This window comes from Ectopseudomonas toyotomiensis (assembly GCF_017167985.1).
GTDB classification, from domain to species: Bacteria; Pseudomonadota; Gammaproteobacteria; order Pseudomonadales; family Pseudomonadaceae; genus Aquipseudomonas; species Aquipseudomonas toyotomiensis.
On the sequence record NZ_CP070505.1, the window covers coordinates 2,928,443 to 2,946,625 of the forward strand.

At 64.8% G+C, this 18,183-nt stretch carries 20 protein-coding genes; 1 reads left to right on the plus strand and 19 read right to left on the minus strand.

Annotated features, from left to right (window positions below):
* Positions 1-31 precede the first annotated feature (31 nt).
* On the plus strand, positions 32-586 hold the full coding sequence (locus JWV26_RS13490) for a methyltransferase family protein (protein WP_206417060.1): 555 nt from the start codon (positions 32-34) through the stop codon (positions 584-586).
* A 13-nt stretch (positions 587-599) separates the two neighbouring features.
* Here the strand turns inward: JWV26_RS13490 and JWV26_RS13495 are convergent, their stop codons facing one another.
* The 19 genes from JWV26_RS13495 to JWV26_RS13585 all read right to left on the minus strand — a co-directional run bounded on the left by JWV26_RS13495 (position 600) and on the right by JWV26_RS13585 (position 18,183).
* Positions 600-1,193, minus strand: coding sequence for an Sbal_3080 family lipoprotein (locus JWV26_RS13495; protein WP_206417061.1), 594 nt, complete (start codon positions 1,191-1,193; stop codon positions 600-602).
* Between the two features lie 65 nt (positions 1,194-1,258).
* On the minus strand, positions 1,259-1,699 hold the full coding sequence (locus JWV26_RS13500) for an excinuclease (RefSeq protein WP_074676402.1): 441 nt from the start codon (positions 1,697-1,699) through the stop codon (positions 1,259-1,261).
* A gap of 101 nt (positions 1,700-1,800) precedes the next feature.
* Positions 1,801-2,193 carry a hypothetical protein gene (locus JWV26_RS13505; protein WP_026088731.1) on the minus strand — a complete coding sequence of 131 codons (393 nt, stop codon included), beginning with the start codon at positions 2,191-2,193 and terminating at the stop codon, positions 1,801-1,803.
* Between the two features lie 23 nt (positions 2,194-2,216).
* The gene (locus JWV26_RS13510; RefSeq protein ID WP_206417062.1) at positions 2,217-3,443 is read right to left on the minus strand and encodes a beta-ketoacyl-ACP synthase; all 1,227 of its coding nucleotides are present in this window, start codon (positions 3,441-3,443) and stop codon (positions 2,217-2,219) included.
* Entirely contained in the window at positions 3,443-4,183 is a 741-nt protein-coding gene (gene fabG, locus JWV26_RS13515) for a 3-oxoacyl-ACP reductase FabG (RefSeq protein WP_206417063.1), read from the minus strand. The genes JWV26_RS13510 and fabG overlap by 1 nt, the downstream gene beginning before the upstream one ends.
* Entirely contained in the window at positions 4,176-4,640 is a 465-nt protein-coding gene (locus JWV26_RS13520) for a hotdog family protein (RefSeq protein ID WP_093048322.1), read from the minus strand. The genes fabG and JWV26_RS13520 overlap by 8 nt, the downstream gene beginning before the upstream one ends.
* Positions 4,637-5,839: a beta-ketoacyl-[acyl-carrier-protein] synthase family protein gene (locus JWV26_RS13525; RefSeq protein WP_206417064.1), complete on the minus strand. Its 1,203-nt coding sequence runs from the start codon at positions 5,837-5,839 to the stop codon at positions 4,637-4,639. Before JWV26_RS13525 ends, JWV26_RS13520 begins: the two co-directional genes overlap by 4 nt.
* The gene (locus JWV26_RS13530; protein ID WP_074913739.1) at positions 5,839-6,333 is read right to left on the minus strand and encodes a hypothetical protein; all 495 of its coding nucleotides are present in this window, start codon (positions 6,331-6,333) and stop codon (positions 5,839-5,841) included. Before JWV26_RS13530 ends, JWV26_RS13525 begins: the two co-directional genes overlap by 1 nt.
* Positions 6,333-7,052 (minus strand): class I SAM-dependent methyltransferase, encoded by a 720-nt coding sequence (locus JWV26_RS13535; RefSeq protein ID WP_074913740.1) that lies wholly within the window; start codon positions 7,050-7,052, stop codon positions 6,333-6,335. Before JWV26_RS13535 ends, JWV26_RS13530 begins: the two co-directional genes overlap by 1 nt.
* Positions 7,053-7,064: 12 nt before the next feature.
* Positions 7,065-8,312, minus strand: coding sequence for an NAD(P)/FAD-dependent oxidoreductase (locus tag JWV26_RS13540; RefSeq protein ID WP_206417065.1), 1,248 nt, complete (start codon positions 8,310-8,312; stop codon positions 7,065-7,067).
* Positions 8,299-9,447 carry a cation:proton antiporter gene (locus JWV26_RS13545; protein WP_092379641.1) on the minus strand — a complete coding sequence of 383 codons (1,149 nt, stop codon included), beginning with the start codon at positions 9,445-9,447 and terminating at the stop codon, positions 8,299-8,301. Before JWV26_RS13545 ends, JWV26_RS13540 begins: the two co-directional genes overlap by 14 nt.
* Positions 9,444-11,771, minus strand: a complete 2,328-nt coding sequence (locus tag JWV26_RS13550) for an MMPL family transporter (protein WP_206417066.1) — start codon at positions 11,769-11,771, stop codon at positions 9,444-9,446. The genes JWV26_RS13545 and JWV26_RS13550 overlap by 4 nt, the downstream gene beginning before the upstream one ends.
* Positions 11,755-12,357, minus strand: a complete 603-nt coding sequence (locus JWV26_RS13555; RefSeq protein ID WP_206417067.1) for a LolA family protein — start codon at positions 12,355-12,357, stop codon at positions 11,755-11,757. The genes JWV26_RS13550 and JWV26_RS13555 overlap by 17 nt, the downstream gene beginning before the upstream one ends.
* Positions 12,354-12,779 carry an acyl-CoA thioesterase gene (locus JWV26_RS13560; RefSeq protein ID WP_074936516.1) on the minus strand — a complete coding sequence of 142 codons (426 nt, stop codon included), beginning with the start codon at positions 12,777-12,779 and terminating at the stop codon, positions 12,354-12,356. Before JWV26_RS13560 ends, JWV26_RS13555 begins: the two co-directional genes overlap by 4 nt.
* Complete coding sequence (locus JWV26_RS13565) at positions 12,772-14,313, minus strand: HAL/PAL/TAL family ammonia-lyase (protein ID WP_206417068.1); 1,542 nt, start codon at positions 14,311-14,313, stop codon at positions 12,772-12,774. The genes JWV26_RS13560 and JWV26_RS13565 overlap by 8 nt, the downstream gene beginning before the upstream one ends.
* The gene (locus JWV26_RS13570) at positions 14,294-15,241 is read right to left on the minus strand and encodes an LpxL/LpxP family acyltransferase (protein WP_074913926.1); all 948 of its coding nucleotides are present in this window, start codon (positions 15,239-15,241) and stop codon (positions 14,294-14,296) included. The genes JWV26_RS13565 and JWV26_RS13570 overlap by 20 nt, the downstream gene beginning before the upstream one ends.
* Positions 15,238-15,984 (minus strand): glycosyltransferase family 2 protein, encoded by a 747-nt coding sequence (locus tag JWV26_RS13575; RefSeq protein ID WP_206417069.1) that lies wholly within the window; start codon positions 15,982-15,984, stop codon positions 15,238-15,240. Before JWV26_RS13575 ends, JWV26_RS13570 begins: the two co-directional genes overlap by 4 nt.
* Complete coding sequence (locus JWV26_RS13580; protein WP_206417070.1) at positions 15,977-17,641, minus strand: acyl-CoA synthetase family protein; 1,665 nt, start codon at positions 17,639-17,641, stop codon at positions 15,977-15,979. Before JWV26_RS13580 ends, JWV26_RS13575 begins: the two co-directional genes overlap by 8 nt.
* Positions 17,638-18,183 (minus strand): COG4648 family protein, encoded by a 546-nt coding sequence (locus tag JWV26_RS13585; RefSeq protein WP_206417071.1) that lies wholly within the window; start codon positions 18,181-18,183, stop codon positions 17,638-17,640. Before JWV26_RS13585 ends, JWV26_RS13580 begins: the two co-directional genes overlap by 4 nt.

Genomic DNA, 18,183 nt, shown 5'->3' on the forward strand with positions numbered 1-18,183 from the left:
GTAACAGAGGCAGGGATAGAGGGAGGATGCAGTGACGATCTGGCAGTTGGTGACTTTTGTGGTGCTCAGCGTAGTGCTGGTGGGTATTTCCTGGCGCACCCTGGGTAATCCACGCAGTCACGGGTTCTATCGTTTTCTTGCGTGGGAGGCGATGGCGTTGATGCTGGTGCTCAATGCGTCGTCCTGGTTCGGCGACCGGGGCGAGTTGCATCAGCGCATATCCTGGGTACTGCTGAGTCTTTCTCTGCTGGTGCTGTTCGCCGGCGTTTATCAGATGCGCCGTTTTGGTCAGGCCGGTGAGCAGCGCCAGGATGATGAGCTATTTGCCTTCGAACGCACGTCGCAACTGGTCACGGGCGGCATCTTCCGTTACATCCGGCACCCTATGTACTGCTCGTTGCTGCTGCTGGCCTGGGGCATCGCTTTCAAGCGTATCGATGCGCTGATCGTGTTGCTGGCAGTGCTCTCCAGCGTGCTGCTGTGGTGCGCCGCGCGTTGTGAGGAGCGCGAGTGCCTGGCCTATTTCGGCGAGGCCTACCGCGACTACATGGGGCGAAGCTGGATGTTCGTGCCACTCGTGCTCTGAGACCTCAGCGGCTCTATTGCCCGCTCTGGTGCTCCAGCAGAAGCTGCCGGTAGGCACGTTGATAATTCTCATAGTCGAGCTTTTGCTGGTGCAGATCACGCACGCGTTCATCCAGGCTCTTGCGTGGCTCGGCTGTCGAGTGGGTCTGTGTGGGAGGTGGGGCTGCGCTGCTCAACTGTGCGCTGGCCAGCAGCTCGTCGATGACCGGGTCTATCTTGCTTTTGGTGCCTTGCCATTTCATCAGCGACAGGCCGCCCTTGCCGCGCAGGTGATAGTTGGCTTTGGCCAGTGTCTGGCGCCGCGGGCCGAGGATGGTGATTTCGGCAGTGGACAGGTACGGCGCCATGTCCCAGGAGCGGCGGGCGGTGTAAGTCACCACGTAAGGGCAGTCTGCTCTGGGAATCTTCGAGTAGATCTGTGTCTGGATTCCATGCCGTGCGAAACCTTCCTGCAGTACGGGCACGAAGTCGCTGACCTGAACTTTTGGGTTCTCTTCGATACACATCTGGTCGGCCGCCGCCTTTAGCGGTGTGACCCGGGTAGCAGTGCAACCGCCTAGTAGGGTTACCGTTGCGAGCAAGGGCAGGGCTATGCGTAGTTTCGACATGGGAGAGGGCTTCCTTGCGTGAAAAGGCCACCTCAACGGTGGCCTTTGCGTGAGTGCCGCTGGTGTCACTTCACCTTGGCGTATTTGGCCTTCAGCGCGACACCGGCCATGATGGCGCCGGCATGGCATTCGTATTTGCTGTCGTCGCGGTATTCCTTGTTCTTGTAGTTGCTGGCCAGGTCGACCACTGCGTTGGCTCCGGCGGCCTTGGCGGCGTTCTGCAACTTGATCAGGGCCGATTGCAGAACCCAGCTGCAGGCTTCCTCATCGCTCTTGTTGAAGGCGTTGGTCTTCTGGCTGGTGGTGACGTTGGCGTTGATGATCTGAGCACCAGCCGGGGTCTTGTTCAGGTAGAACTTCACCGAACCGTCGAGACGACCAGCCTGGGTGGCTTCGTTGACCACAGACTGGAAGTCGAGGAAGTGAGCGGTGTCGCGCGCCTGGCTGAGGCCGGGCAGCAGGGCGACGGAGAGAAGTGCGGCAGTGGTCCAGATTTTTGCTTGCATGGTTATCTCCTTGAATATCACTGTATGTAAAAGCTCGTTCAACGTCTGCTGCGCTTGGGCCTGTAGCACTGATGAACAGGCCGTTACCAACCAGGCACCTGCTAGAAGGACGCCCTGTTCAGTTCCTGCTGGATGCTGCGATCCAGATTATGAATCCACTTGTTGTAGTTGCGATGGATCTTGCCGTCCTTGTAGCCAAGGTTCTGGCTGTCGCGGTAGCGGATCGAATAGCTCGACGCGCTGTAGGGAATGGTGATCTCGGCCTGGTGACTGCGTCGCTGAATCAACGCCATGATGTTGCCCCGGTCGGCACGCTCGACCGTCCACTGGCGGCTTTGCAGCGCGGCGAGAATAGCCCTGCGCATATCATCCTCATTCCTGGCCGCCGAAGTGGGTGTGCGGTTCTCAATGTTCATCACCGGCTTCGACGTACAGGCTGCGACGCCCAGCAGCAACGCAACGATCAGAGCAAATCGAGTGAAACGAGACATCATCCATGTTCCTTGTCAGTTGAAGGTCATTGCCAGCGCTTGAAGATCAGCGAGGTGTTCACGCCACCAAAGGCGAAGTTGTTGTTCATCACGTATTCATGGCTCATCTGGCGGAACTCGCCGCGCAGATAGTCCAGCTCACCGCAGGCCGGATCGATTTCGTCCAGGTTCAGCGTGTAGACGTAGCTGTCCGAGTTCATCATCTCGATGCTGAACCAGGACTCCAGCGCCCCGCAGGCGCCCAGGGTATGACCAAGGTAGCTCTTCTGCGAGCTGATCGGCATCTGCGCGCCGAACAGGCTGCTGGTGGCCAGGGTCTCGGCGACGTCGCCCTGTTCGGTAGCGGTGCCATGGCCGTTGACGTAACCGATTGCCGAGGGTTCCAGGCCGGCGTCATCGAGTGCCAGCTGCATGGCGCCGCGCATGGTTTCCTGCACCGGCTTGGTGGCGTGCTGACCGTCGGAGTTGCAGCCGAAACCGACGATCTCGGCATGGATGGTGGCGCCACGGGCGAGCGCGTGCTCCAGCTCTTCGAGCACCAGGACGCCGGCGCCTTCGCCGATCACCAGGCCGTCACGGCCGCTGTCGTAAGGGCGCGGGCTGGTGTGCGGGGCGTCGTTCTTCAGGCTGGTGGCATACAGCGCATCGAAGACCATGGCTTCGGTCGGGCACAGCTCCTCGGCACCACCAGCGAGCATCATCTTCAGGCGACCGAACTTGATCGCCTCGTAGGCGTAACCGATGCCCTGGCTACCACTGGTGCAGGCGCTGGACGTGGGGATCAGGCGGCCCTTGAGGCCGAAGAAGATGCTGATGTTGGCCGCCGTGGTGTGCGGCATCATGCGGATGTAGGAGTTGGCGTTGAGGCCGTCCGCCACCGAGTTCAGCAGCATGTTGCCGAAGGCCTTGACCTCCTCGGTGCTGCCGGTGGACGAGCCGCAGGCTACACCCATGCGCCCGTCGGCGATGCATGGGTCGCCGAGCAGGCCGGCGTGCTCCAGGGCGCGTTCGGCGGCATACACGGCCAGCTTGGACACTCGGCCCATGCTGCGCGTCTGCTTACGGTTCCAGTGCTTGGGCTGGACGAAATCGTCCACCGGCCCACCCAGGCGGGTGTTCAGCTCGGTGAAGCGGTCCCATTCATCCATGCGCCGGATACCACTCTTGCCGGCCTTGAACGCGGCCGAGATGGTTGGCCAGTCGCTGCCCAGCGAGGTGATACCGGCCATGCCGGTGACGACTACACGTTTCATCAACACAAACCACCATTCACCGCGAGAACCTGGCGCGTAATGTACGCCGCCTCGTCGGACATCAGAAAGTTCACCGCACCGGCTACCTCTTCGGGGGTGCCCATGCGGGCGGCCGGGATCATCTTGAGAATCTCGTCCACCGGTACCAGTTCGTCGAGGATCTCGGTGTCGATCAGGCCGGGCGCCACGCAGTTGACGGTGATCCTGCGCTTGGCCAGTTCGATTGCCAGGGCCTTGGCGGCGCCGATCACGCCGGCCTTGGACGCGCTGTAGTTGACCTGGCCACGGTTGCCGACCAGACCCGACACCGAGGTGATGCAGACGATACGACCTGGTGCGCGGCGACGAATCATCGGCATGGTCAGCGGGTGCAGCACATTGTAGAAACCGTCCAGGTTGGTGCGCAGCACCTGATCCCAGTCCTCCTCGGACAGCGCCGGGAAGGCGCCGTCGCGGGTCAGGCCGGCGTTGCACACCACGCCGTAGTAGGCGCCGTGTTGCTCGACATCGGCCTCCAGCGCCTCGCGGCAAGCGGCGCGATCGGATACGTCGAACTGCAGGATGCGCGCCTGGCGACCCAGCTCGGCGATCTGCGCCTGCACGGTTTCGGCCTCATCGCGGCGCGAACGGCAGTGCAGGACGATGTCATGGCCCGAGCGCGCCAGGCGCAGGGCGATGGCGCGGCCGATGCCGCGGCTGGAGCCGGTGACCAGAACGGTGGCGGAAGTGCTTTCAGTCATGGGATTGTTCTTGCTGCTCTTGTAGATAGACCGCCGGCTGCGGCGGGCGGAACACATTGAGGCGGGCTTCGGCCTGGATGCCGGGGCCTTGCAGGTGGCATTCGAACACGCCCATGCCGTTATCGTCCTGCAGTGAGCACAGGGCGCGTATGCGCAATTCGCTGCCGGCCGGGAAACACTCGACGTTACAGGCGTACTTGCGTGTGCCAAGCAGGAAACCCAGCTCCACCGGCAAGCCGGCGCGCTTGGCCTGGACACCGGCGAAAGCGGCGATGGCCTGCGCCATCAGCTCGATGCCGGTCCAGGCTGGCAGGTTGCCGTCGGCATCGCTGAGCAGGCCGTCCGGGCGTACGACGAGGCGTACCTCGATCGCTTCGCTATCGCAGCTCAATACTTCATCGAGCAGCACCATGTTGCCCGCGTGGGGCACCAGTTCGGCGACGGGCCACAGGCTCATGGGGCATCTCCCAGGATCAGTGCGACGTTGTTGCCGCCGAAGGCGAAGGAGTTGCTCATCAGGTAGCGGCCCTGGTCACGTGCCAGGCGGTCGCCAGGCCGGACGAGTTGGAGGGGCGCCAGTTCGGGGTCGTGCTGGCCATCCCAGAGGTGCGGTGGCAGCAGGCCGTCGCGGTTGTATTGGCTCAGGGTCAGCCAGCAGAAGGCCGCTTCCAGCGCGCCGGCGGCGCCCAGCGTGTGGCCGGTCATGGGTTTGCTCGAGGAACAGGGCACCCCATCGGTGAACAGTGCGTGCACGGCCTTGCTTTCCATCACGTCGTTATGCCGGGTGGCGGTACCGTGCAGGTTGAGATAATCGATGTCGCTGGCGGCTATGCCGGCGTTGGCCAGTGCCTTTTCCATGGCGGCACGGGCGCCGAGGCCTTCCGGGTGGGGTGCGGAGATATGGTGGGCGTCGGAGGTGGCGCCGCCACCGAAGAAGGCGATTGGACCATGCTCACGGGTCATCAGGAACAAGGCCGCGGCCTCGCCGATGTTGATGCCGTGGCGGTTTACCGAGAACGGATTGCAGGGGTCGGCGGAGACGGCTTCCAGCGACGAGAAGCCATTCAGGGTGAGGCGGCACAGGCTGTCGACGCCACCGCAGATCACTGCATCGCACAGGCCCAGGCTGAGCAGGCGATGAGCGCTGAGCAGGGCCCGGGCGCCGGAGGTGCAGGCCGTGGACTGGCAGTACACCGGGCCAGTCAGGCCCAGCCAGTCGGCAAGGAAGTTGGCCGGTGCAGCCATCTCCTGTTGGGCGTAGTTGTATTCGGCGGGCAGCGCGCCTTCGTTGACGTGGCGTGCGATATGCTCGCCCGCTTCGCGGATGCCCGAGGTGCTGGTGCCCAGCACCAGGCCGACGCGCTGCGCGCCGAAGCGGGTGATGGCTGCGCGCAGCTCGGGCTCGATCTGTTGCGCAGCGGCCAGCAGCAACTGGTTGTTGCGGCTGTGGGAGGCCTCGAAACCTGCAGGCATGGCGGGCAAATCGACATGCACGGCGCCTACCGTCAGGCTGCGGTCTTGCACCCAGCCGTCTTCGGCGCGCATGCCCGAGGCGTCACCGGCGAACAGCGCGTCGGCCACGGCTTGCTTGCCTTCGCCGATGGCGCAGAGCAGGCCGAGTGCATTGAGGTAGCCGGGGGTTGGGGAGCGGGGCATCAGTCGCTTTCTTCCAGGTTCAGTGCGCGTATCCGGTAGTTCAGGCCGGTTTTGCCAAGGGTGAAATCCACAGGGCCTTGGTAATCGATGGTCCAGTCCGGCGCTAGTCGGCGCCGTTCATCGTTCACCTGCTGCCAACTGCCAGCCGGGTAAGCCTGCAGCGCGTCGGCGCGGGTCAGGGCGAACAGCAGTGCAGCGAAAAGCTCACGCGCCTCGGTATTCGGTGGTAGCAGGCCGTCGTTGCGCCACTGCCCCGCATCCAGCAACTGGCGGGCCAGGGGGATGCCGAGCGGATCCAGCAGCGACCAGCGCAGGGCGGGGCCTTCCTGCTGGATCACCAGTAGCCAGTCCTGACGCACGTCCGCCTGTTCACGCTGGATCTGCAGGGTGAGCGGCAGCGCTGCGACCAATGCCGGGGCCACTGGCGGCACGGGGGTGCGTGCAGCGCAGGCGCCCAGCAGCAGGCTGGCGACGAGCAGGAGTATGCGTGGCATCACGGCTTGCGCGCCACTACGTTGAGCAGCGTTTCGTCGCGTTGGCCGACCGGCTTGGGCCGCATCAGCCCCCAGCGCTCCAGCAGGCCGAAGTCCTTGGCCCGGCTCCACCACAGGTAGGGGTAGGAAACGCTGGCATCGTCGAACTGGAAGCCCTGATCGCGCAGCATGTCCAGGTACTGTTCCGCGCTGCGCTGGACGTGCATCGGGTGGCGGAACAGCCAGCGGATCACCCAGGTGTCGATGTAGTACTTGGTCGACTCGGCCAGCAGCAGTCGGCCACCGGGTTTGAGCACGCGCCAGAACTCGGCCAGGGCTCTTTCCTGTTCCACCAGATGATGCAGAGTCTGATGGCAGAACAGCAGATCGACGCTGGCATCGGGCAGGTCGATGGAGGCGCAGTCACTGGCGATCAGTTCCACGTCCAGACCCAGGCGCTCGGACTCGCGGCGCGAGCACTCGAGGCTGTGCGGATCGGCGTCGAGACCGATCATCCGCACCGGTGCGAAGGCGGCGTTGAGCAGGCCGAAGGAGCGGCCCTGACCGCAGCCGGCATCGAGCAGCACGGGCGCTTGCGGCAGCGGGCTGCCGGTCAGGCGCACCAGGTCGTTGATCGCAACCCGCAGCACATGGTGTTGCCACACATGGCTCTGCAGGAACCAGAAGCCGAAACGGGTTTCTTCGACGTAGGTGGGCGAGACGGGGCGCAGGGCGTTCATCGACGATCCTTGTCAGGGTTGGGCGCACAGCTCTGCGAGAACTCGCAGGCGTCGGCGTGGTTCGGAAACATAGGGATTCTTGCTGTCCCAGGCGTAGCCGGCAAGGATCGAGCTGATCATGCGGCGAATCTCCGGGGAGGCTTTTTCGTAGTAGATCACGTCCTGGAACGAACCCTCGTACCAGCCCTCGACGTAGACGCGGAAGGTGTCGACGCCGCGTTTGAGCGGGATAGCGAACTCGTTTTCCCAGTCCACCGTCTCGCCGTTCAACTGACGATGCAGCAGCCCGGCGGCCATGCTCGCCGAGCGCATGGCAATGGTCACTCCCGAGCTGAATACCGGGTCGAGGAACTCGGCGGCGTTGCCCAGCAGAGCGAAGCCTGGCCCGTGCAGGCTCTTGACGTTGGCCGAGTAACCGTTGATCTCGCGCGCCGGGGTATCCCACACGGCATTGCCCAGCACCTTGCTCAGCGATGGGGTTTCGGCGACGAACTGCTTGAGGCAGGCATCGAGATCCTGCGGGTAGTTCTCGTAGTGCTCGGCCGCGGCGACCACGCCCAGCGAGCAGCGGCCGTTGCTGAACGGGATGGTCCAGAACCACACGTCACGCAGGGTCGGATGGGTGGTGATGAGGATCATCTCGCGGTTGAAGCCCGAGGCCGGGTCGATACGGTCCTCGATATGGGTGAACACCGCACGGCGTACCGGGAAGGCCGATGGGGTGTCGAGGTCGAGCAGGCGTGGCAGCACGCGACCATAGCCGCTGCCATCGAGGACGAAGGCGCACTCGACCTGGTATTCAAAGCCATCGGCCAGGCGGCGAACCGACAGCCGCGGGCAGTCGCCGGAGAAATCAGCGGCGAAGATTTCTTCCTCGTAGCGAATCTCCACGCCCTGGCGCTCGGCCTCGTCGGCCAGCAGCTTGTCGAAGTCGGCGCGGATCACCTGATAGGTCGAGCCCTTGCCCTCGGTGAACTTATCGCGGAAATCGAAGCTGGTGTAACGATCGCCCCAGGCGAACGCGGCGCCATGTTTGGTCTGAAAGCGGGCTGCCTGCACGGCTTCGAGCATGCCGGCTTCTTCGACGAAGTCCAGGCAGTGCGACAGCAGGCTTTCGCCGATGGAAAAGCGCGGGAAGCGCTGGCGCTCCAGCAGCAGTACGTCGTGGCCCTGGCGCTTGAGGATGGCGGCGGCGATGGCGCCGGACGGGCCGGCACCGATGACGACGATCTGACGTTGTTCGAGTTCAGGAGATTTCATAGCGGGCTTTCGCTTCATGATTGACGGTGTGCCGGCCCAGCAGGGCAGGCAACAGAGTAGAGAACAGACTCATCAGCAGCAGGCCGAAGTACACCGTTGAATCAATCAGCTGGAGCTGCAGGAGCAGGTTGAGGAACACGATTTCGGTCAGGCCGCGGATATTCAGCAGCAGGCTCTCACGCCACTTGATCCGCGCTGACGCAGCCGGGTCTGCCCAATGCAGGCCCAGCCAACTGCCAAGCACCTTGCTGATGACCGGCAGCGCCAGCAGGGTACCTATCACCAGCCAGGACATGTGTTGACCCAGGCCATGGAAATCCACGCGCAGCACGCCGTAAGTGAGAATCAGCGGGACAGCCACGCCATTCATCAGCAGCTGCCAGTGACGCTGCGCCAATGGCAGCACGAACGGCTGCTTCAGGTAGCCCAGACACAGCATGTAGGCGATGCCGAACACCAGAGCGTTCAGCCCCAGTTGTTGGAACAGCAGCATCAGGGCGAAGAACGGCAGGCTGTAGCACGACGGATGACGCAGCTTAAGCAGGCGCAGCAGCACGGGCAGCAGCGCCGTCAGCAGCGGCCAGAGCAATGTCGCCGGTTGACTGCTGCCCTGGGCCAGGCCGAACAGGCTCCAGCACATGAAATCCATCAGGATTGCCGCATGCAGCAGGCGTTTGCTGGCGGCGGCCGGGTAACCGATGCTCTGCAGGAACAGATAGAGCACCGGGATGGCGGTGATGGAGAACAGCAGGCCAATGCCCACCGCGCTCAGCCAGCCGCGCTCGCCGGGCAGTAGCCAGAGCGAGCAGGCCAGGCCAGCCAGCATCGGCACGAGAAAGCTCGGCAGGGCGATCTTCACGCAGGCCTGGCTGAGATCGAGGTCGATCACGTCGCTGAGGATATAGCCGAGCAGCAGCGCGAAGCACAGGCCGTAGGCGAGGTTCAGCCAATCGGGCGCCAGCAGCTCGGCCGCGCTCAGTTGCCAGTGCGGCTCGGCCCACAGCAACAGCAGCGCCGGAATGGCGAGTGCTGCCACCAGCAGTTGGCCGACGATGGGAACCAGGCGGCGCCCAGCGACGACCGCGACCAGCGCATAGATGGCCAGGGCCAGCAGCCAGAACAGGGCGACCGTCATGTCTGCTTATCCTTGGCCAGCGCGTCACCCGCCCAGGGGGCGAGGAGGAAGCTGAAGGCCAGGCCGATGCTGATGGCCAGGCCGAAGTTGCTTACTGCAGGCGTACTGGAAACGGCCAGCAGGCCGAACGACAACCAGGTGGTCAGTGCCGACAGCAGCGTGCCGAGCAGGCTGGTGGCCGCACCGCCGACCCGTTCGCGAATCAGAATGGCGTAGTCCACGCCGATGGCGGTGACCAGCAACAGGCCGAACAGGCTGAACAGGGTCAGCGGCTGGCCAAGCCAACCGAGACTGGCCAGGCTGGCCAGTGCGGCCAATAGAGAGACCGCCAGTACGCGAGCGGCGCCGTGTGCGCCGAAGAAGATGCACAGTACGGCGAAGATCAGCAGGCAGGAGGCCAGCTTGAGTTCGGCGGCGCTGACTTGCGTGGCGGCGAACAGGCGATTGAGTTCGCCGAGGCGGTCGACCAGCTTCACCCCGTCCAGGCCTTCGGCCCGGGCGGCGAGCAGGTCGCTGTCGGTCAAGCCTTGCAGGCTGATCAAGCCGGCGACCTGGCCGTCATCGGTGTTGCCCAGCCAGAGTGGTCGCCAGGGCTCACTGAGCGGCGCGGCGAGCACCTGGTCGATGTTCAGCGTCGGCAGGGCTTGCAGCTGTTGAGCCTCCCGCGCGATGGCGTCGGCGGGGATGCCCAGCTCGCTGAGTGCGGCGCTGTGGCTCGGCAGCTGTGCCACGGCCTGACGCAGTGCCTCCTGCTGCGTGGCCGGCGCCATCAGCTGGCTCAACGCCAGATAGCTCTTCAACTGGCCTTGTTCCACCAGCCTGTCCAGGCGCTGGCTCAAAGACTGCTGGCGTTGCAGCAATTGCTCCTCATCGTCGGCGCGCACCAGAAAGAACTGACTGGTCGGTTGCATACCGACGATCTGGCTGATGGCTTTCGATTGCTCCAGCAATTGTGGCGGCACGCTGGCCCACTGACGCAGGTCGTCCTTGTGCGAGAGCTGCAACAGGCCACCGGTGCAGAACAGGGCGAAGATCAACAGCAGCCAGGGTGTGGGCAGTTTGCGTAGCAGGGCTTCGCGCCGGTCGAGCAGACGCTGTGCCAGAGCATGCGGCGCTTGCCAGGGACGGAGCGCGGCCTTGCCGAGCAGCGTTGGCAGCAGAAATAGAGTACTCAGATAGGCGCCGAGCAGGCCGGCGGCGGAAAAGATCGCCACCTGCTTGAGTGCCGGGAATGGGGTGAAGGCCAGGGCCAGATAGCCGATGACATTGGTCAGCAGACCGAGGGTCAGGCCAAGAAAGGTGGCGCGCAGGGCACGCCAGCTATCCCAGGGTTGCAGCGTCCAGCTTTTCGACAGCAGGTGCAGAGGGTAGTCGATGGCCACGCCGATCAGGCTGGCGCCCAGCACCAGAGTCATCACATGAACATGGCCGAACACCGCGACGCAGGCCGTGAGCCCAGCGAGCACGCCAATGGCTGCGGGAATGAAGGCGAGCAGTACGCGTACCCGGCGAAACACCAGCAGCATCATCAGCAGGGCGCCGGCACTGGCGATGCTGCCCATCAGGCTGATTTCGCGAGTGGCTTCACGCTGGCCGTGGGCGGAATACAGCAGTCCGCTGCTGGCGAGCAATTGGCCGCCGCCTGCCTGCACCTCGTTGCGAGCCTGGGTGACTAGATCGTCCACGGCCAGCGCCAGGTTGCCGTCGAAGGCGTCTGCATTGGTGCGGGCGCGCAGCAGGGCCCAGGTGGTCCCCTCGCTTTCGGCGATCAGCGCGCCGCTGAGATCGACCTGGACATTGTGGTGGTGGGGAAGCCCTTTCTCCACCAAGGTGCTGAGGCCGAGCAGGTCATCGTTGGTGGCGACTACGCCCTGGCTGCGAAAGGGGTCGAACAGATCCTGCACACGCCGCTCGACGAAGGCGGCCGGGTTGTCGATCAGCAATTGACGGTCGGCAGCCGGCAACAGCGCAAGGCGTTGATCCTGCAATTGCTGGCGGATGCCGGACAGGTCGGCTTGCGGATCCCACTGCACCCTCTCGAACAGCGCCTGCTGCTGCCAGCGTGTGCCCAGTTCGGCTGTCAGCGCCAGTGCCTGTTCGCGCTGCGGGTGGCTGATCAGCACCAGCAGCTCGCGGTTGAGCGGCTCCTGCATGCGTTGCACGGCCTGCTGTTCGGGCGCGTCCGGCGTGCCGCTGGGGACCAGTTCCAGCAGGTTGGCCGAGATCGGCGCGCCGCCGCGCCACTGCCAGGCAGCAACGACAACGAGCAGCAGCAGGGCGAGCGGGAACAGTCGTGAGCCCCAGTATTCAACTCTGGAAGTCATGTCGCTCCGCATCGCTCAGGGACTGGTCGGCCTGATTGTCCTCAAGGCGCAGCACGGTGCTGTCGCCCTGGGTTTCCTGCAGTTCGATGCTCTGCACCAGCTCACCACCATTGATGACGATGGCCTTGAATACCTGCTTGAGCAGCACGCTGCGAGGCGTCAGGTCGAGCTGCCAGGCCTCGGCTGTGCCGCTCAGGCTGAGCTCGAAATCCTGACGCAGACCGCTGCTGTCGCCCTTGAGCACGGCGAGGAACAGGCGGTTCTGCTGAGCGGTGGCGCTTTGCTGGGCGACGAATTGCCAGCCTTGCTCGCCGCGCCGGGCGATGCCCTGCGTGTCGATGCGGTAGTCCTGCTGCAGCGGGCGTTCGAGCAGCCAGAGCAGGCCATGATCCTTGGCCAGGACGAAGGTGCCACGGCTGGTCAGCGGCTGCGGCAGGGCGCGCAGGTGTTTTTCCTGGATGAAAGTGCCGCGCACCACCTCGGGCTCGCCGAGTTGCTCGCTGAGCTGGTCGAGGTCGAAGGCCAGCGCCAGATGGGCTGTGCCGAGCAGGATAAAGCCCAGAGCTGCACCGAGAAGGCGTTTCACGCGATGGCCCTCTGTACGGCATCGATGAAGACCTGTGGCGAGGCGAACTGCATTTCCCGCGTGGCGATTTCCACGGCCACTTGCACGGTGCTGCCGCGAGTCATGCGCTCACCCGTTTCGGCGTCGCTGATCAGGTAGTTGATCTTCAAGCGGCTTTCCCATTCCACCAGGTCGGCGCGCACGATGATGCGCTGGCCGAACTGGGCGCCGCGCACGTAGCGAACCTGCAGGTCGATCACCGGCCAGGCGTAGCCGGAGTCGCGCATCTGCCGGTAGTTGTGGTCGAGCTTGTCGAGCAACGCGCAGCGCGCCTGCTCGAAGTATTTGACGTAGTGGCCGTGCCAGACGATTTCCATCATGTCGACGTCATAGAACTGCACCTGCAGTTCGATTTGCGCCTGCAATACGCCTGATTTACGCATACAGCCTCCAGTACTGGCTGCGGATACGCTCCAGGCACAGACGCAGCTCATCTTCCAGGGCGCGATCTTCGATCACCGGTGGGAAGTCGCTGGCCAGTTGCTCGCGCATCGCCGCCAGCGGCGCCGGGATGTCGCGCTTGCCGGCGCGCTCGCGTAGCCAGACGCCCTGGTTGGCGGCCAGCAGGGTAGCGGCGGCGACCTGCTCGGTCAGCTCCAGGCTGCGCAGGGCATCGCGTGCAGCGATGGTGCCCATGCTCACCTTGTCCTGGTTGTGGCACTCGGTGGAGCGCGAGAACACGCTGGCCGGCATGGTGTTTTTCAGCGCTTCGGCAGTCCAGGCGCTGGCGCCGATCTGCACGGCCTTGAAGCCGTGGTTGATCATCGCCGTTGCAGCCGGCGCGCCGGACAGGTTGCTCGGCAGGCCATGGTTGTAGCGGGTATCGACCAGCAGGGCGAGCTGACGGTCGAGCAGGTCGGCGACGTTGCCCACCAGGTTCTTCAGGCTGTCCATGGCGAAGGCGATGTGCCCGCCATAGAAATGCCCGCCGTGCAGGGTGCGCTCGGTCTCGGCGTCGAACAGCGGGTTGTCGTTGGCGCTGTTGAGTTCGATCTCGATGAACTGGCGCAGCAGGCCCAGGCTGTCGGCCAGCACGCCAAGCACGTGCGGCGCGCAGCGGATCGAGTAGCGATCCTGCAGGCGGTGCAGTGGCGGCAGCGGCGCCTCGACGGCCAGATCCTGGCGAATCCAGGCGGCGACCTGGGTCTGGCCCGGATGCGGCTTGGCGGCGAACAGGCGCTCGTCGAAGTGCTCCGGATTGCCCTCCAGGGCGATCACATTGAGCGCGGTGATGCGTGTCGCCAGCTTCAGCAGGTAGTCGGCGCGGGCATAGGCCAGACAGGCCAGGGCGGTCATCACGGCGGTGCCGTTCATCAGCGCCAGGGCTTCTTTCGGGCGCAGGGTCAGCGGCGTCCAGCCGAGTTCTTCATGCACCTCGGCGGCGCTGCGCCGCTCGCCCTTGTACAGCACGTCGCGCTCACCGCTGAGGGTGGCGGCGACGTAGGACAGCGGGGTGAGATCGCCGCTGGCGCCGACCGAGCCTTCTTCAGGAATCAGGGGCAGCACGTCGTGCTCGATGAACGCCTGGAGGCGTTCCAGCAGTTCCACGCGCACGCCGGAAACGCCGTGGCACAGTGACTGTAAACGGGCGGCTAGCACGGCGCGGCTGCTCGGCGCGTCGAGCAGTTTGCCCAGGCCACAGCCGTGGAAGGTGAACAGGTGCTTGGGCAGCGCCTCGACCTGATGCAGCGGCACGGCCACCACGCAGGAGTCGCCGTAGCCGGTGGTGACGCCGTAGATCACGCCTTCCTTGTCCAGCAGGGTGTCGAGGAAGCGCGCGCCCTTGGCGATCTTTTCCCGGTAGGCGGCATCATCCTGCAACTGGGCGCGGGCCTGGCGCTGCGACAGGGCTACGATGTTCTCGATGGTCAGGGCGCGCTCGCCGAAGATCACCGGCTCAGGCTGGTATGTCGTCATCTCGCTTCCAGAAAGGGTAGAAGTTGAACCATTGCTGCGGGGCGTCCAGGCAGTGTTCGCCCAGGCGCTGCGCGTAACGTTGTGCCCAGCCGTGAACCACCTGGTCGCGCTCGCTGCGCTTCCAGCTCACCGCATCGGCGAAATGTTCCAGGCGCACCTGGTAGCGCCCGTCGATCTTCAGGCAGTGCATCAGCCCGACCGGGCATTGCAACAGGCCGGCCAGCAACCAGGGACCTTGAGGGAAGGCGGCGGGCTGGCCAAGAAAATCGACCGTGACACTGCGTCCGCCATGCAGCGGCACGCGGTCGCCGGCGATCGCCAGCCACTCGCCACGCTCCAGGCGCTCGGCCAGCTGCAGCATGATTGCCGGGTCCAGCTCGCTGACCTGAATCAGGCGCAGATGGCTGGCGCCGGATTCGCCCAGCAGACGGTTGAAGCGCTCGGCGTGCTTGGTGTGTACCAGCACGTTCATGCGCACCCGCTCGCCAAGCTCGGCCAGCGCCCGACAGACCTCCAGGTTGCCCAGGTGAGCGCCTACCAGCAGTCTTCCACGGCTACCGTCATGCAAGGTGTGGCGCAGGTTGCCGGGGTCTACCAGTTGCAGTTCCTGCAACGGCAGGCGGCCGTTCCACACGTCGAGCTTGTCCAGCAGGCTATCGGCGAACGCCAGGAACTGACGCAGTACCGAACGGCGGCTGGGGCGCAGATCGGGGCGTGCGCCCCAGTTCGCCAGGTTGTACTGGTATTGATGGATGCTGGTCCGCGCGCTGCGGCCAAAGATGTAGAAATACAGGACGATCAGATACAGCAGCGGCACCAGGGGGCGACGGCCGAGCAGTCGCGCGGCGGCGACGGTGAAGCGCATCAGCAGAAAGCTGCCGCGCTCCTTCTGCCGAGCCCAGTGATCGGTGTGCTCGGCAGCGCTCATGCGACCAGCCTGCGCCATAGAATCCTCGGTGCGCGCAGCAGCATGCCGAAGAACAGCCGGGCGTGCATGCCGGAGATCAGCAGGTTGTCGTGCCACAGGCGAAAGTGCGAGAGGCCATCGGCCGGGTAATGCACACGGGTCGGCAGCCAGTGCATGGGCTGCTCGCGCCAGGCCATGCGCACCAGTATCTCGGTGTCGAAGTCCATGCGCCGGCCGAGTTTCACCGTATCGAGCAGGGCCAGGGTGGCCGGCAGCGGGTAGATGCGAAAGCCACACATGGAGTCGCGAATCTGCAATGACAGACAGTTGATCCAGACCCAGACGTGGGTCAGGTAGCGTGCGTAGAGGCGCGACTTGGGCACGCTCGCATCGTATTGCGGATAACCACAGACCAGGGTTTGCGGATGAGCACGAGCGGCGGCGATGAACTGGTCAAGAGTGCTCAGGTCGTGCTGGCCATCAGCGTCTACCTGCAGGGCATGGCTGTAGCCGAGGCGCGCCGCCTCACGCAGGCCGGCCATCACTGCGCCGCCCTTGCCCTGGTTGCTCGGCAGGCGTAGCAGGTGAATGTTCGGCTGCTGCGCCAGTTCGTCGATTACCGCCGCGCAGGGCGCGTTGGAACCGTCATCCACCAGCAGGCACGGCAAGCCGGCGCGGCGCAGTTGCCCGACCACACCGGGCAATGGCCGCTCGTGGTCGTACACCGGGATCACTGCACAGGGATTGAAGCCTGGCTCAGCCATGGGCCTGCTCCAGCAGAATGCGCCCGGAAGAACAGGCTGCCTCGCCATTGCGATAGGCGAAATACAGCTTGCCGCGTTCGGCATCGAAACGCAGGGACAACTGCAGGGTGTCGCCGGGGCGCACCAGTTGCTGGAATTTCAGCACTTCCATGCCGGCGAAGCGCGGTGGCAGGTCGATGATCAATTGGCGCGCCAGCTGCTGGGCCCAGTCCACCTGCACCACGCCTGGCAGCACCGGCGTCTGCGGGAAGTGGCCGGTGAAATGGGCGAGATCCAGTGGCACCTGCAATTGCAGCAGCCATTCGCCGTCGCGCTGTTCGGCGCTGACAGGCTCCACCCGCGTCGGGCGTGGCGCGGCCAGCAGGGCGTCGATCTGGCTCTGCGCCAGCTTGCCCTGGCTGCTGTAGGGCAGTTCCAGCAGCAGGCGCCAGCGGCGTGGCAGGGCGATGGTTTCGCAGTGTTCGGCCAGGTGTCGACGCAGGGTTTCGGTCACGCTGCGACGGCCCTGATTGCGCAGGACATGCACGCCGTTCGGGCTCAGGGCCAGCACGGCGCCGAGGAAGGCTCGGCCTTCCTGAATCACGCCAAGGCGGGCATCGGTTACCCAGTCATGACTGATCAACGCCTGCTCGAGCATGGGCAGGGAGATGCGTTTCTCCTCGAGCTTGATGATGCGGTCGAGGCGCCCGCGCAGAACGAAACGGCCGTCAGCGCCGATCTCGGCGGCATCTGCGCTCTGTTCGATATGCCCGGCTGGCAAGTACGGTGAAGCGATGCGCAGGGCGCCGGTTTCATCGAGGCTCAGCTCGACGCCTGGGAACGGCTGCCAGGCTGTGTCGCCCTGGCGCCAGCCGATGCCGCCAGTTTCCGAGCTGCCGTAGATTTCCGTTGGCCACTGGCCCAGGCGTTCGTGCAGGGATTCGGCCGCTTCGCTGGGCAGCGCGCCACCGGAGGAAAATACCTGTTTCACGCAGCTCAGTGCCGACCAGTCGAGATTGTCGCCCATGCGCTTGAGCAGGGCCGGGCTGGCGACCCAGACAAAGTCGGTCTGGCTCAGGCTGGCCTGCTGCAGATCTTCAGGGAATGGCAGGGCGCGGCGACAGAAGGGGCGACCGGCGCACAACGGCCAGAGCAAACGAAACAGCAGGCCGTAGATATGCTGGCAGGCGACGCTGCCGAGGACGGTGGCCTGGCCGAGGTTCTGGCCCCACAACCGCTCCAATGCCTCGACCTCGTTGGCCAGCTGCGCAAGGCTCTTGTCGATCAGCTTGGGTTCACCACTGGAGCCCGAGGTGCACAGGGTCAGGCGGCAATATTCGGGCTGCAGCGGTGCGCCTGGCAGTGGTTCGGCATCCAGTTCGGCGATGTCATCCAGCCACAGGTCGACCTGGGACGTCAGGCGCTGACGTGTCTGCACCTGGGCGTCGGCAGGCAGCAGCACCTCGACGCCAGCGCGCCAGGCACCGAGCAGGGCGATGGCCAGCTCGGCAGCATCTTCCAGATACAGTGCCACGCGTTGTACACCGCGCGCCTGCAGGGCGGCGGCCAGGCGCAGGGCGCGCTCACGCAACGCCGCATGATGCAGGGCGGGTTGCAGGGCAACCTGACGCTCGGGCTGAGCCTCCAGCAACAGATCAGTGAGGGGCAGCCAGATCATTCGTATTTCCTTACCTGCTGGCGTATCAACCATTCGCCAGCGAACAACAGGCCGATCAGGCCGTAAGAGATCAATCCGGTGTAGAGCGTCCACCAGGACAGCGGTGCCCACATCGCCAGTGCCATCAGCAGGACGGTATTGCCGAGGAAGAACAGCGCCCAGACCTTGGTGACGGTGCGCGTGTAGCGCACGGCGACGTCCGGCAGCTCCGGCTCGCGTAGGCGCGCCATGCGTTCCACCAGCGGCGGGCCGAACTTCAGGCTGAGGCCGAACAGCGCCAGCAGCATCAGGTTGAGCAGAACCGGGTACCAGCGCAGCAGCACCGGTTCGTTGGCGACGCCGAGCAGTAGGCAGAACACCAACGCCGCCACGGCCAGCCACAGGCCGCCCGGCCGGCGACGCGCCGTCAGGGCGCGGGCCAGCCAGAGGCCGCCCAGTAACGCGGCGAACACACGCGGCGACCAATGCTCCAGGCCGTAATAGACGGCGAACGGGTAGAGCACGCCGGCTATCAGCAACAGCAGGCCAAACAGGCGAGCCAT